12 protein-coding genes and 1 tRNA gene are annotated in these 13,633 nt (G+C 72.8%); 9 read left to right on the forward strand and 4 right to left on the reverse strand.

Features of this window, described 5'->3' with window-relative positions; genetic code table 11:
• Positions 1 to 31: 31 nt before the first annotated feature.
• Complete coding sequence (locus GD748_RS06445) at positions 32 to 994, reverse strand: TIGR03885 family FMN-dependent LLM class oxidoreductase (RefSeq protein ID WP_152194282.1); 963 nt, start codon at positions 992 to 994, stop codon at positions 32 to 34.
• A 203-nt stretch (positions 995 to 1,197) separates the two neighbouring features.
• Here GD748_RS06445 and GD748_RS06450 point away from each other — a divergent pair, with 203 nt between their 5' ends.
• Complete coding sequence (locus GD748_RS06450; protein WP_226920832.1) at positions 1,198 to 1,929, forward strand: M50 family metallopeptidase; 732 nt, start codon at positions 1,198 to 1,200, stop codon at positions 1,927 to 1,929.
• 177 nt (positions 1,930 to 2,106) lie between these two features.
• On the opposite strand, the gene GD748_RS06455 is transcribed toward GD748_RS06450, so the two are convergent.
• A tRNA-Gly gene (locus tag GD748_RS06455) sits at positions 2,107 to 2,177 on the reverse strand.
• Positions 2,178 to 2,473: 296 nt separating this feature from the next.
• Here GD748_RS06455 and dcd point away from each other — a divergent pair.
• Positions 2,474 to 3,052: a dCTP deaminase gene (dcd, locus tag GD748_RS06460; RefSeq protein ID WP_152194283.1), complete on the forward strand. Its 579-nt coding sequence runs from the start codon at positions 2,474 to 2,476 to the stop codon at positions 3,050 to 3,052.
• 2 nt (positions 3,053 to 3,054) lie between these two features.
• Positions 3,055 to 3,942 (forward strand): hypothetical protein, encoded by an 888-nt coding sequence (locus GD748_RS06465; RefSeq protein WP_152194284.1) that lies wholly within the window; start codon positions 3,055 to 3,057, stop codon positions 3,940 to 3,942.
• Here GD748_RS06465 and GD748_RS06470 read toward each other — a convergent pair.
• Positions 3,893 to 5,194: an MFS transporter gene (locus GD748_RS06470; RefSeq protein WP_226920834.1), complete on the reverse strand. Its 1,302-nt coding sequence runs from the start codon at positions 5,192 to 5,194 to the stop codon at positions 3,893 to 3,895. The two genes, GD748_RS06465 and GD748_RS06470, sit on opposite strands and share 50 nt — an antisense overlap.
• 317 nt (positions 5,195 to 5,511) lie before the next feature.
• On the opposite strand from GD748_RS06470, the gene GD748_RS06475 reads away from it, so the two are divergent.
• From GD748_RS06475 to mnhG, 6 genes are read left to right on the forward strand one after another with little or no spacing between them, the layout of a single operon-like run.
• On the forward strand, positions 5,512 to 8,553 hold the full coding sequence (locus tag GD748_RS06475; protein ID WP_152194285.1) for a Na+/H+ antiporter subunit A: 3,042 nt from the start codon (positions 5,512 to 5,514) through the stop codon (positions 8,551 to 8,553).
• Entirely contained in the window at positions 8,550 to 9,077 is a 528-nt protein-coding gene (locus GD748_RS06480) for a Na(+)/H(+) antiporter subunit C (protein ID WP_152816209.1), read from the forward strand. The genes GD748_RS06475 and GD748_RS06480 overlap by 4 nt, the downstream gene beginning before the upstream one ends.
• Complete coding sequence (locus GD748_RS06485) at positions 9,074 to 10,678, forward strand: Na+/H+ antiporter subunit D (RefSeq protein ID WP_152194286.1); 1,605 nt, start codon at positions 9,074 to 9,076, stop codon at positions 10,676 to 10,678. Before GD748_RS06480 ends, GD748_RS06485 begins: the two co-directional genes overlap by 4 nt.
• Positions 10,675 to 11,325 carry a Na+/H+ antiporter subunit E gene (locus tag GD748_RS06490; protein WP_152194287.1) on the forward strand — a complete coding sequence of 217 codons (651 nt, stop codon included), beginning with the start codon at positions 10,675 to 10,677 and terminating at the stop codon, positions 11,323 to 11,325. The genes GD748_RS06485 and GD748_RS06490 overlap by 4 nt, the downstream gene beginning before the upstream one ends.
• Complete coding sequence (locus tag GD748_RS19825; protein WP_152194288.1) at positions 11,322 to 11,930, forward strand: monovalent cation/H+ antiporter complex subunit F; 609 nt, start codon at positions 11,322 to 11,324, stop codon at positions 11,928 to 11,930. The genes GD748_RS06490 and GD748_RS19825 overlap by 4 nt, the downstream gene beginning before the upstream one ends.
• Positions 11,927 to 12,331 (forward strand): monovalent cation/H(+) antiporter subunit G, encoded by a 405-nt coding sequence (gene mnhG / locus GD748_RS06500; RefSeq protein ID WP_152194289.1) that lies wholly within the window; start codon positions 11,927 to 11,929, stop codon positions 12,329 to 12,331. The genes GD748_RS19825 and mnhG overlap by 4 nt, the downstream gene beginning before the upstream one ends.
• 722 nt (positions 12,332 to 13,053) lie before the next feature.
• Here mnhG and GD748_RS06505 read toward each other — a convergent pair.
• Positions 13,054 to 13,633, reverse strand: a 580-nt coding sequence (locus tag GD748_RS06505) for a transposase (RefSeq protein ID WP_152194290.1), incomplete at its 5' end; no start/stop codon positions are given.

Here is a 13,633-nt window from a genome sequence, read left to right on the forward strand (position 1 = left end):
CGATGTCCGTCGTGTCGGTGGTTCGCACGGTTCAGCTCTCCCTCAGCGCGGGCAGCACGGTGGTGGCGGCGGTATCGAGCCAGGCGCGCTGGTCCTGGCCGACGTGGTGGAGGTAGATCTCGTCGAAGCCGAGGTCGGCGTACTCGCGGATCCAAGCCACGTGCCGGCCGGGGTCGGCGGAGATGCGCACGGCGCCTGCGACGGTGTGCGCGGTGACGTCCCGGGACGCGATGTCGTAGTACTCGGGGGTGGGCATGTCGAGGCTCAGCGGCTCGGCGAAGACGTTGGAGCGCCACTGGTCGTGGGCGAGGGCGACCGCCTCGTCCTCCGTGGGTGCCCACGAGAGGTGGACCTGGATGGCGAGCGGGCCGCGTCCGCCGGCGTCGCGATAGGCGTCGACGACGGCGCGCAGCTTCTCGTGCGGCTGGTTGATGGTGACCAGCCCGTCCGCCCAGGCGGCGCCGCGGGCCGCGGTCGGTGGTGTGATCGCCGCAGCGATCAGCGGCACCGGCTCGGCGGGCAGGTCGTACAGCCGGGCGCGGTCGACCCGCACCCGCCCCGCGTGCGTGACCTCCTCGCCGGCGTGGAGGCGGCGGATGACGTCGACGCACTCCTCCAGCCGCGCGATCCGCTCGGCCTTGCCCGGCCACGGGTCGCCGGTGATGTGCTCGTTCATCGCCTGGCCCGATCCGAGGGCCGTCCAGAAGCGGCCGGGGAACATCTCGCCGAGGGTCGCGATGGCCTGGGCGATGATCGCGGGGTGGTAGCGCTGTCCGGGCGCGTTGACGCAGCCCAGGCGAAGCCCGGTCGTGGCCAGTGCGGCGCCGAGCCAGGACCAGGTGAAGCCGGAGTGGCCCTGCCGCTCGCTCCACGGCAGGAAGTGGTCGGAGCACATCGCCATGTCGAAACCGGCCCGCTCGGCCTCCTGGACGTCCGACAGCAGGCGGCTCGGGCCGATCTGCTCGTGCGAGGCGTGGAATCCGTAGGTGGTCACGCCCACTTGTCTAGAGGTACTGCGATGATCTCGCCTCCCGAGCGTGCGCCCGCAGTCCCGGACGACCGCCGTCGTCTCACGTAGATCGCCGGCGCCGCGTGCTCGCGCACGCCTCCCCGCGCCGCGTGCCTCACGACGCCCGTCGTGCGTTGCCTCGATGGCCGTCGCGGCCACCGCACCTCGAGCCGCGCGATGATGGGTCGGTGGAGGAGACGCTGGACGCCGTCGGAACCTGGTGGGCCCAGGCGTGGGAACGGCTGACGCCGACGGCACCGCCCGGAGCCCCTGGAGCTGCGCTGTGGTGGGTGCTCGGGGCGGTCCTGGCCGCCGTGGCCGTCCCGCCGCTGTGGCGCCGGTTGCGCGTGCTCGTCACGGTGGTGCACGAGCTCGGCCACGGTCTCGTGGGCGTGCTCTTCGGTCGCCGGTTCACCGGACTGGTGCTGCGGGGTGACATGTCGGGCCATGCGGTGACCGTCGGGAAGGCCGGCGGCGCGGGGCGCGTGCTGTCCACCTGGGCGGGCTACCCCGCGCCCGCGGTGGTCGGCGCGGTGCTGGTGCGGCTGGCGGGCTCGGGCTGGTCCCCGCCGGTGCTCGGGCTGCTCACCGTGGTGCTGCTCGGTGCGTTGCTGCGCGTGCGCTCGCTGTACACCGCGGCGGTGATGGTCGCCCTCACCGCGGGCACCGCTGCGCTGTGGTGGTGGGGCAGCCCGTCGCTGCAGGCCGCCGTCCTGCTCGGGCTGGGGCTCTTCCTGCTGGTCGGTGCATGGCGGCACCTCGGCGCACTGCTGGCCGGGCCGTCTGCGGGCTCGGACGCGACGGTCCTCGCCCGGCTCACGATCGTGCCGCGCTGGTGCTGGACGCTCTCCTTCGCCGTCGTGCTCGCCGGCGCGAGCTGGCTCAGCCTCGGGCCGCTGGCCAGGCTCCTCGGCGTCTGATCTCCCGCCGAGCCGCCGTTTGATCTCGTCGAACCCCGGTTGACCTCCCGCCGCCACCCTTTGGCCAGGGACGGGGGGCCAGGGGCGACCAGACAGGGCGCGACCTTGCCGGATGGACGGCAGGGCCTCAGACAGCGAGACGTCCCGGACCTTGCGGTGCCGGGACGTCTCGTTCAGAGCGGGTGACGGGAATCGAACCCGCGCTATCAGCTTGGGAAGCTGAAGTTCTACCATTGAACTACACCCGCGTCGCGCCGTGTCGGCGCCCGCCCACTATACCCAACCGGGGCGGCCGATCACGAAATCGGGTGGAGGATCTGCTGCCCGCACCAGCCCGCGCACAAGCCGAAGACTACGTACCGATATCCGGTACAAAAGCTTCGGTCAGACGGTCTACCGATCGCACGGCGGGTGGACGTGCGGCGTCGGCAGGGCGGCGGGCGGGCGTCGGTGCCAGGTTGCGGCGGCGTGGGCGGCTCAACGACGGCGACCGTCATCCGGAGGCCCGTGCCGGGCCTGTCGCACGCGGTGGCACTATGGGCGCGTGCTGCTCTCCGACCGCGACATCCGCGCCCAGATCGACACCGGCCGCGTCGAGCTCGACCCCTACGAGCCGGCCATGATCCAGCCTGCGAGCCTCGACGTCCGGCTGGACCGGTTCTTCCGGCTCTTCGACAACCACAAGTACCCGGTCATCGACCCCTCGCAGGACCAGCCCGAGCTGACGCGCCTGGTCGACGCCGGCACGGAGGACCCGCTCGTGCTGCACCCCGGGGAGTTCGTGCTCGGCGCGACCTACGAGCGGGTGACGCTGCCGGACGACGTCGCCGCCCGCCTTGAGGGGAAGTCCTCCCTCGGGCGCCTCGGCCTGCTCACGCACTCCACCGCGGGATTCATCGATCCCGGCTTCACCGGTCACGTGACCCTGGAGCTGTCCAACACCGCGACGATGCCGATCATGCTCTGGCCCGGAATGAAGATCGGCCAGCTCTGCTTCTTCCAGCTGTCCTCCGCCGCGGAGCGGCCCTACGGCTCCGGGGCCACCGGCTCGCGCTACCAGGGCCAGCGGGGCCCGACGGCGTCGCGCTCGCACCTGAACTTCCACCGCACCCCGATCGAGTGACCGTGGTCCGAACGATCCTCGACCGCGGGCTCGCCGAGCCGCACCACCTGCTGGTGCTGCCCGACGGGATCGCCGCCGACGAGCTGGAGGCGCTCGCCGTCTCGCGCAGCGCCGAGGCGGGCTGGGTCGGTCAGGCGGTCATCCAGCTGTCCACCGGGGTCCACCTCACCGGACCGTGGGACCTCGACGCCTCGCTGCGCGCCGCCTTCGACCTGCCACCGTGGTCCGCGCAGGCGTACCTGCTGCGCTGCCCGGTCCAGCGCGGCGGCGAGCTGCCGCCCGAGCTGCGAGGCATCGACCCGATGCTGGACGCGTTCGTCGAGGGCGTGCCCGTCGGCGCCGAGCAGGAGGCCCTGGACCACCTGCGGGCCTTCGCCCGACGCCTGGGCGGTGCGCTCCGGCTCGCTGGCACCGGCGCCGTCGTGGTCCCCGACCCGGAGGCCGCCATCGACCTGACCGTCTTCTCGCCGGTCTGGCTCGACCACGACGCGTGCCTGCAGGTGCTGACCTCGGCGCTCCCGCACGTCCGCTCGCTGCTGGACGACATCCCCGAGGAGATCGCGCGGGAGCAGGTGCTCGAGGGCTACGGCATCGTGGCGGAGCTCGGTGAGGACCTGGTGGAGATCAGCGCGAACGGCCTGCCGACACCGCCCACCGTCCTGCGCGGGACCGACTGGGCCGCCGACGGTGTGGTCGCCTACGAGGTGCGCTGGCGACCGCGGCACCCCGAGTCGGCCTTCGCCGTCCGGCCCCCGCTCGCCGTGCGCCGCGCACGTACCCGGGCCGGCGAGCTCATCGAGCAGGCTGCCGTCGCCCTCCACGCGGTGGTCGGCGGGGAGATCAGCGACGACGACGGGTTCCTCGTGGACCCGGCCGACCTGGCCTCCTGAGCGCGAGCCCGAGCACCGGAACCACGCACAGCGCGGACACGACGGCAAGGCCGGGGAAGCCGACCAGGGCCAGCATCGGCCCCGAGACGATCGCCCCGACGGCGGCCGCCGCGTTCATCAGCGCGTCACCCGTCCCCTGGACGAGCGGGCGCGAGCGGGCCGGCACGGACTCCGAGAGCAGGGTGGCGGCCGGCACCGTCACCACCGACCAGCCCAGGCCGAGGACGAAGAGGCCGACGGCGACGGCCACCGTGCTGCCCGCCCCGAGGAAGTTGACCGCCGCGGCCACCAGCAGCACCGCCTGCCCGGCGAGGATCACCGGGACCCGGCCGAGCCGGTCGGCGAGGGCGCCAACCACCGGGGAGAGCGCGAACATGCCCACCACGTGCAGGCTGATCGTCAGCCCGACAACGCTCACGCCGTGGCCGTGGTGGCTCAGGTGCACCGGCGTCATCGTCATCACCGAGACCATCGCGACGTGCGCGAGCACCAGGGCGGTCAGTGCGAATGCGGCTGCGGGCACGGACCGGACCTGCCGCAGCGCGGACGCGATCCCGGCGCGCCCCGGCAGCGGCCGTCCGCCGCGCCCGGCCTGCTCGGGGTCGGCCGCGGTGTGCCGCTGGGCGAGGAGCAGCGGGTCCGGCCGCAGCCCGAGCCGGAGCGTCAGCGCGGTGGCGGCGAGCAGCACCGCGGAGATCGCGAACGCGCCGGAGAGCGGTGCCAGGCCGAACCAGGACTCGACCGACTCCCCGGGCACGCCGAGGTTGGGGCCCACCACCGCGCCGAGCGTGCCCACCCACACCACCAGCGCCAGGCTGCGGCCGCGGTCCGCGGGCTCGGCCAGGTCGGTGGCCGCGAAGCGGGACTGCAGCCCGGCGGCGGTGCCGGCACCGGTGCACAGCATGCCGAGCACGAGCAGCGGCGTGGAGCCGGTGGCCGCGGCGGCGACGAGCGCCACGGCCCCCGCGGCCGCGAGCGACCAGGCCAGCGTCAGGGCGTGGGCACGCCCACGGCGGGCGGCGAGGGCGCCGAGCGGGAACGCGATGAGCGCCGCCCCGACGGTCGTGGACGATCGGGCGATCCCCGCCCAGGTCTCCGAGGCCGTGACCTGTTCGGCGAGCAGGACCCCGATCGAGGGCGCGGCACCGATGCCGAGCGTGCCGAGGACCTGCGCGACGATCAGGGTCCGCAGCGTGCGGCGCCGGGCCCGGACGACGTCGGGCAGCTCCAGCCAGGACGCTTGCTGGTGCACGGGCCTCCTTCCGGCCGACGGGGCAGGCGACACGCTACAGCCGTGCACCGAGGCCGAGCGGCGGCCGACCGACGGCCCCGGGCCGCCGTCGGTCGACGGGTCCCGGTCGCCGGCGCGACCCGGTCCCGGTGCCTCCGCGGACGCGCCGCCTCGGCCCCGGGTGGTGGGCGGACACACACTGAACGGCCGGTCCGCACTTGTTAAAGTGGCGGTGATCCCCTCGCCCGCACCGGGTCACCCTCGGTGCCAGGGCCTGCTCGATGCCGGGTTGCCGGGGGCGCTGACCTGACCACATATCGAGCTTCCGGGAGCGGCTTGTGCTGCAACTGCTGACGATCCACCTGGTGGCGGCCGTCGTCGCGCCCGCGATCGTCAGCTACTTCGGCCGCCGCGCCTTCCTGGTCCTGGCCGCCGTGCCGGCCTCCGCGGCGGTGTGGGCCGCGGCCCAGACGTCTCGGGTGCTCGCCGGGGACTACCCGACGCAGGAGATCGCGTGGGTGCCCAGCCTGCACATCGACCTGGTGTTCCGCCTGGACGTCCTGTCCTGGCTCATGGTGCTGATCGTCGGCGGCATCGGCGCCCTCGTCCTGGCGTACTGCGCCGCGTACTTCTCGGCCAGGGCGACGGCGCTCGGCCGCTTCGCCGGGGTCTTCGTCGCCTTCGCCGGCGCGATGCTCGGCCTCGTCACGACCGACAACTCCCTGATGCTCTACGTGTTCTGGGAGCTGACGACCGTCTTCTCGTACCTGCTGATCGGCCACTACCACGAGCGGCAGTCGTCCCGTCGCGCGGCCATGCAGGCCATCGTGGTGACGACCCTCGGCGGCCTCGCGATGCTCGGTGGGCTCATCATTCTCGGCGAGGTCGACGGCGGCTCCTACGTGCTCAGCGAGCTGGTTGCCTCGGCGGCCTCGGGCGAGCTGGGCGTCGAGGCGCACCCCGCGCTCGTGCCGGCCGCGGTCGCCGCGATCCTGCTCGGTGCGATCAGCAAGTCCGCCCAGGTGCCGTTCCACTTCTGGCTGCCGGCCGCGATGGCCGCGCCGACCCCGGTGAGCGCCTACCTGCACGCCGCCGCCATGGTCAAGGCCGGTGTCTACCTCGTCGCGCGGCTCGCGCCCGGCCTGGCCGACGTCCCCACCTGGCAGTGGATGGTCCTCGTCCTCGGGCTCGGCACCATGCTGCTCGGCGGGTACCGGGCGCTGCGCCAGCACGACCTCAAGCTCGTCCTCGCCTTCGGCACCGTCTCGCAGCTTGGCCTGATCATTGTGCTCGTCGGGCACGGTGACAGCGCCGTCGCGCTGGCCGGTCTCGCCATGCTGCTCGCGCACGCCCTGTTCAAGGCGTGCCTGTTCCTCGTCGTCGGCGTCATCGACTGGTCGGTGGGCACCCGTGACCTGCGCGAGCTGTCGGGCCTCGGCCGCCGCATGCCGGTGGCCGCCGTCGCGGCCGCCTTCGCCACCGCCTCGATGGCCGGATTCCCGCCGTTCGCCGGCTACGTGGCCAAGGAGGCGGCGCTGGAGTCCCTCGTCCACCTCGGGACGACGGTGGACCTGGTGGTGCTGGTCACGATCGCCGTCGGCTCGGTGCTGACGGTCGCCTACGGCCTGCGCTTCTGGTGGGGCGCGTTCTGGGACAGGCCCGGTGTGAGCGAGCCGGAGGCGCAGCAGACGTCTCGGCTGATCATGTTCGCCCCGGTGGTGCTCGCGGTGCTCTCCCTGGCCGTGGGCCTCGTGCCCGCCGGGCTGGAGCGGCTGCTGGCGCCGTTCGCGAACACCTACCCCGGCGAGGCCGGGCACCTGACCCTGTGGGGCGGCTTCGGCGTGCCGTTGCTCACCACCCTCGCCGTGCTCGTCCTCGGTGTCACGATGTTCGTCGCCCGCCGCCCGGTAGAGCGCTTCCAGCGGGCCTTCCGCGACTGGGAGGGCGCCGAGGGGCTGTACCGCAAGACGCTGCGCGGCCTGGACAACCTCTCGGCCGACGTCACCGCCTGGACCCAGCGCGGCTCGCTGCCCGCCTACCTCTCCACGGTGCTGGTCACGACGGTCGTGGTCACGACCGGCGCCGCGCTGCTGACCGACGCGGCGCTCCCGGACCGCGTGCGTCCGTGGGACGCCCCGATGCAGGCCGTCGTCGCGCTCGTCATCGCCGTCGCCGCCCTCCTGGCCGCCCGTGCCCGCCGACGGCTCAAGGCCGTCCTGCTCCTGGGCGTCTCCGGCTACGGCGTCGCCCTGCTCTACGAGCTCCACGGCGCGCCCGACCTGGCACTGACGCAGGTGCTGGTGGAGACGATCACCCTCGTCGTCTTCGTGCTGGTGCTGCGACGCCTGCCCGCCTACTTCTCGAACCGGCCGCTCGCCGCCTCGCGCTGGTGGCGTGCCATCCTCGGCGCCGTCGTCGGGCTGTCCGTCGGGGGTCTCGCCCTGGTCGCCAGCGGGGCGCGGATCCACGAGCGCGTCTCGATCGACTACCCCGACGAGGCGTTCCAGTTCGGCTACGGCAAGAACATCGTCAACGTCACCCTCGTCGACATCCGCGCCTGGGACACCCAGGGCGAGATCTCCGTGCTGCTGGTGGCCGCCACCGGCGTCGCCTCGCTGGTCTTCCTGCGGACGCGCATCGGCCAGATCGACCGGGCGACGCCGGAGAAGCGGCACGCGCACGCCGTGTGGTCCCGGCAGGGCGAGACCGACCGCGGCGCGCGGCTGCGCCAGCCCAAGGGCGGCGACAAGCCCTCCAAGAAGGTCCGGGCGCCGGGCCGCAACCGCCTCTGGCTGAGTGCCGGTGCCACCCTCGCGCCGCAGCGCCGCTCGGTGATCTTCGAGGTCGGCACCCGCCTGGTGTTCCACACCATGCTGGTGTTCTCCCTCTTCCTGCTCTTCGCCGGCCACAACGCGCCGGGCGGTGGGTTCTCCGGCGGACTGGTCGCCGGGATCGCCCTGACCGTGCGCTACCTCGCCGGCGGGCGGTACGAGCTGGCCGAGGCCGCCCCCATCCACCCCGGGCACCTGCTCGGCACCGGCCTGTTCCTCTCCGCCGGAGCCGGCGTGGTTCCGGTGTTCTTCGGCGGCACGGTGCTCCAGTCCACCATCTTCGACTTCGTCCTGCCGGTCTTCGGGGACGTCCACCTGACCACCGCCCTCTTCTTCGACATGGGCGTCTACCTGGTCGTCGTCGGGCTGGTGCTGGACATCCTGCGCTCCCTCGGCGCCGAGGTGGACCGCCACGGCGAGGTCGAGGGCAACCAGGCGCCCGACATCGCCTACGACGACCCCGCGCACATCCCCGACGACGCGATGCCCGCCGAGGACCGCCGCCGTGCCGAGGACGACGCGCTCGCCACCGAGGGAGGTCCCCGATGATCGACATGGCACCCTCGATGGCCCTGGTCGTGCTCGTCGCCGTGCTGGTCGGCACCGGTGTCTACCTGCTCCTCGAGCGCTCGCTCACGCGCGTCATCATCGGCATCGCGCTGCTCTCCAACGGCGTCAACGTGCTCGTGCTCATCGCCGGCGGACGAGCCGGCGGGCCGCCGATCATCGGCGAGTCCGCGCCGGAGGACATGTCCGACCCGCTGCCCCAGGCGATGGTGCTCACCGCCATCGTGATCACGCTCGGGATGACCGCCTTCCTGCTGGCGATGGCCTACCGGTCCTGGCAGCTCAACGGCCACGACGAGGTCCAGGACGACCTCGAGGACCGCCGGATCGCCCGCCGGGCCGCCCGCGACGAGCTCTCCGAGCGTGCGACCGACGACGCCGGCACCACCCTGGCCGAGGACGCCGCGAGCACCCGGGACGAGACCGCCACCGGCCAGGCCGAGCACGCCCCGCGCGGGCACCACCCGGCCGCCATGGGCGCCGACGACGAGGAGGCCAAGCCGTGACCTGGCTCGTCGCCCTGCCCGTCGTGCTGCCGCTGATCGGCGCCGGCCTGGCGCTCGCCCTCGCCCGCTACCCGCGGGTGCAGGGGATCGTCTCCGTCTCCGTCCTCTCCGTGGTGCTCGTCATCGCCGTCACGCTGCTGGTGATGGTCAACAGCGGACCGCTCGTGCTCGACATCGGCGGCTGGGCCGCCCCGGTCGGCATCGCGCTGGTGGCCGACCGGCTCGCCGCCCTGATGCTGGTCATCTCCGTGACGGTGACCCTGGCGGTCCTCGTCTACTCCCTCGCGCAGGGTGTCGCCGACGGCGACGAGGGCGCGCCGCTGGCGGTCTACCACCCCACGTTCCTGGTGCTGTCCGCCGGCGTGTCCAACGCCTTCCTCTCCGGGGACCTGTTCAACCTCTACGTCGGCTTCGAGATGCTCCTCGTCGCCTCGTTCGTGCTGATCACCCTCGGTGGCACCCGCGACCGCATCCGGTCGGGCACGATCTACGTCGTCGTCTCGCTGATCAGCTCGGTCATCTTCCTCATCGCCATCGGCCTGATCTACGCCGCGACGGGCACCGTCAACATGGCGCAGCTCGCGATGCGGCTGCCGGAGATCGACCCGAACACCCAGCTCATCCTGCAGCTGATGCTCCTGGTCGCCTTCGGCATCAAGGCGGCCATGTTCCCGCTTTCCGCGTGGCTGCCGGACTCGTACCCGATCGCCCCCGCCCCGGTGACTGCCGTGTTCGCCGGCCTGCTGACCAAGGTCGGCATCTACGCGATCATCCGCACCCAGGTGCTGCTGTTCCCCGACGGGCGGCTCAACGACCTGCTCATGGTGGTCGCCCTGGCCACGATGATCGTCGGCATCCTCGGCGCGGTCGCGCAGGAGGACATCAAGCGGCTGCTCTCCTTCACCCTGGTCAGCCACATCGGCTACATGGTCTGGGGCATCGCGACCGGTTCGGAGGCGGGGCTCTCCGCCGCCATCTTCTACGTCGCCCACCACATCACCGTGCAGACGTCGCTGTTCCTCGTGGCCGGGCTCATCGAGCGCCGTGGCGGGACGACGTCGCTCGTGCGGCTGGGCTCGCTGGCCAGGCTCGCGCCCCTGCTCGCCATCATGTTCTTCGTCCCGGCGATGAACCTCTCGGGCATCCCGCCGATGACCGGGTTCCTCGGCAAGGCGGGCCTGATCGAGGCCGCCGCGCAGACCGGTACCGGGCTGTCGTACGCGCTCATCGCCGGAGGCCTGGTCACCTCGTTGCTCACCCTCTACGCCATCACCAAGACCTGGAACATGGCGTTCTGGCAGGAGGCGCCCGAGCCGCTGCCAGAGACGACGATGCCGCGCGGGATGGTCGGCTCGGCCGCCGCGCTGGTCGCCTTCTCCCTGTTCCTCGCCGTGGTCGCCGGACCGCTGTACCAGTACACGGACCGGGCGGCGCGCGACCTGCGCGCACGCGTGCCCTACATCGTCTCCGTGCTGCCCGAGGGCGGTCGCGGCACCGGCCAGTCCCCCGACGTCACCGAGCAGGGCGATCGTGGCGACCTCGACGAGGAGGGCGCGGGCGAGGCCTCCGGCGCCCCGGCGAGGGGTGGTGAGGACCGATGACCGATCGACCGACGACGGACCGGGCAGCGCGGGAGGAGGCTCCCGACCGACGCCGCGCCCGCTGGCCGCGCGCCTCCTGGGGCATGATCGTCTGGCTGACGGCCGTCTGGGTGCTGCTGTGGGGCGACATCACGTGGGGCAACGCCCTCGCCGGGCTCGGCATCGCCCTGGTGGTCACCACCGTGGCACCGCTGCCCCGCGCACCGTTCGACGGACGCTTCCGTCCCCTCGGCGTGGTGCGGCTCGTCGCGAAGTTCGCGTACGACGTCGTCGTGGCCTCGGTCCAGATCTCCTGGATGGCGCTGACCGGCCGCCGGCCGCACGGCGCGGTGATCCGGGTGCGGCTGCGCTCGCACTCGGACACGTTCCTCACGGCGACCGCCGGCTTCACCTCGCTGGTGCCCGGCTCGATCGTGGTCGAGGCCCACCGGCTCACCGGCACCCTGTACATCCACATCTTCGACGTCCGCATGCACGGCGGCCTGGACGCCGCCCACCGGATCGTCCTCGAGCAGGAGGAGCGCATCATCCGTGCCTTCGCCTCCCGGGACCAGCTGATCGACGCCGGCTACGTGCCTGGTTCGTCGCCGAGGGCCGGGCGCCTGCCCGGTGGACAGACCGGCTCGAGGGGGGACGCGCAGCGATGACAGTCGTGTACCTCTACTGCACGCTCGCCCTGGCGGTGGCGGCCCTCATCGGGATCGCGCGGATGGAGCGCGGGCCGAGCATGCTCGACCGCGTCGTCGCGCTGGACGTCATCACCGCGGTGGTCCTCGGCGCCGTCGCCCTGATCTCCGCGCGCTTCCTGCGCACCGACCTGGTGCCGGTGCTGGTGGTCCTGTCGATCGTCGGCTTCGTCGGCTCGGTCACGATCGCCCGGTTCGCGGCGGCCGAGAAGGCGGAGGAGGCGCGCATCCTCACCAAGGACGAGCTCGCGGCGGTGCTCGCCGAACAGCGTGCGCTCGCCGACGAGGACGCCCCGGTGCACGACCCGGACGTCTCCGACGACGTCGACGCGCGGCTCGACGCCGCGCTGCCCGGGCCGGACGACGAGGGCCCCTACGGCGAGGGAACCGCCGCCGAGGGGCTTGACGAGGAGGGTCCCGACGACGAGGCGATGCGCGACGCGGGTGGCGTGACGCCGGGCACCGAGGAGGGCGGCGAGGGGACCGACGCCCCCGACGACGGTCCACCCAACCCCGACGTCGACGTCCGCGGCGGGACCGCGCCGGCCCGGGAGGAGGACCGATGAGCTGGACCGATCTCGCCGACGTCCTGGGGGCCGTCTGCCTGGTGCTGGGCTCGACCCTCACGCTGGTCGCCGCCCTCGCGGTCGTCCGGTTCCCGGACCTGCTCTCGCGGATGCACGCCGCCACCAAGCCGCAGGTGCTCGGGCTGGCGCTCATGATGGCCGGGCTGGCCCTCGTGGTGCGCAACCCGGTGGTCGCGTGGACCCTGGTGCTGGTCGTCGCGTTCCAGCTCATCACCGCGCCGATCTCGGCGCACATGGTCGGCCGGGCCGGGTACCGCACCGGCAAGGTCGACTCCGCCGCGCTGGCCGTTGACGAGCTGACGGAGGACCTCGACGCCTCCCAGCGTCAGGCGGAGGCGGAGACCGGCGAGGACCGGGACGAGCGCCCAGGACTCGCCTGACCCGACGAGCGTCCGGGACTCGCCCGCCCCGACCAGCGTCCGGGACTCGTCTGCCCCGACGAGCGTCCGGGACTCGCCTGACCCGACGAGCGTCCGGGACTCGCCTCACCGCGCCGCTCGCGCTCGGCGCCTCCCGGAGGTGGCCCACCACGCCCCGGTCGCCGAGTGGCACGAAGTGGTCGTCGCCGTGGCCCGCGAACGGTGCGCAACGTGCCGCTCGCCGGCGCGTGCGCGTCGAGTGACATCCCTGAAGGAGCGGTGGTGAGTCAAGGGGGTGTGGTGAGTCTGCTTGGGCTTGCTTTTTGCTTGTCCGGCTGGGTTTTGGGTGTGCTCGGTTGAGGCGTCGGGGTCAAGGCTCGCGCGGAGCGCGACCGCGCAGCGGCCGTAGGGCCTTGAGGCCGACGCCGTGCCGGGCCACGATGTTCAACCAGCGGAGAAGCTCAACACGGGTGTGTGCTCCCAGGTGTTGGTGGGTGGTTCCGGGTTGTGTCAGTTTCGCTCATCAGCGCCGTTTGTGGGCGGGTGTGCAGGCCCCCGGGGGGCTGCTCGGTCATCCCTTCGCCGGTGTTCCCCTCGCGTGAAAGTGTTAGTGAGCGAAGGGGCGGCATGATGGGGTTCGCAGGTTCGACCGGGACGGGATCAATCACTATGACGGCCGCGCCACCAGGTGGTGGGGGTCATGTCACTCTCGGTCCCGCGTCCCGGTCGAGATTCGGTGGCGCTCATGCCGCCGGGGCCAGCGCGCGGACGTGGCCGTCGCGCAGGGCGTAGAAGACGAACTCGAGTTGTTTGCGGGCGGCTGCGATCACGCCGATGTTGCGTCCGCGTCGGTCGGCGACCTGGTCGCGGTAGCGACCGACGCGGGAGGTCGCGGGCAGCAGCTGGACCGATTCCACCGCCGCCCACCGCACCAGGGGCGAGCCCTGCTTGGTGATCCGGCCGCGGTGGACCTTGGTGTCGGACTCGTGGTGGCGAGGGGTCAGTCCCGCCCAGGAGGTCAGCTGCTCGGCCCGGGTGAAGCGGGTGATGTCACCGATCTCGGCGATCAGGACCGCCGCCAGGACCGGGCCGATGCCCGGGATCGTGCGCAGGGCCGCGTACGAAGGGTCCTGTCGCAGCCGGTCGCTGATCAGCCGGTCGAACTGGCTGATCTCTACCTCCAGCGTCTGGATCAGGCGCCGCTGAGAAGCGAGCCGGGCAGCGAGCATCTCGGGCAGCTCGAGCCGGTCGAGCAGCTTGGTGCCCTTGACGCCGAACAGGTCCGAGAACGGCACCGCGATGCCACGCTTGGCCACCACCGCG

Origin of the sequence: Georgenia subflava (assembly GCF_009193155.1) — a bacterium.
GTDB lineage: Bacteria > Actinomycetota > Actinomycetes > Actinomycetales > Actinomycetaceae > Georgenia > Georgenia subflava.

Bases quoted from the DNA above. Each gene is read 5' to 3' on its own strand.
- GD748_RS06480 (WP_152816209.1), top strand. From the start codon at position 8,550: ATGATCGACATGGCACCCTCGATGGCCCTGGTCGTGCTCGTCGCCGTG.
- GD748_RS06490 (WP_152194287.1), top strand. From the start codon at position 10,675: ATGACCGATCGACCGACGACGGACCGGGCAGCGCGGGAGGAGGCTCCC.
- GD748_RS19825 (WP_152194288.1), top strand. From the start codon at position 11,322: ATGACAGTCGTGTACCTCTACTGCACGCTCGCCCTGGCGGTGGCGGCC.
- mnhG (WP_152194289.1), top strand. From the start codon at position 11,927: ATGAGCTGGACCGATCTCGCCGACGTCCTGGGGGCCGTCTGCCTGGTG.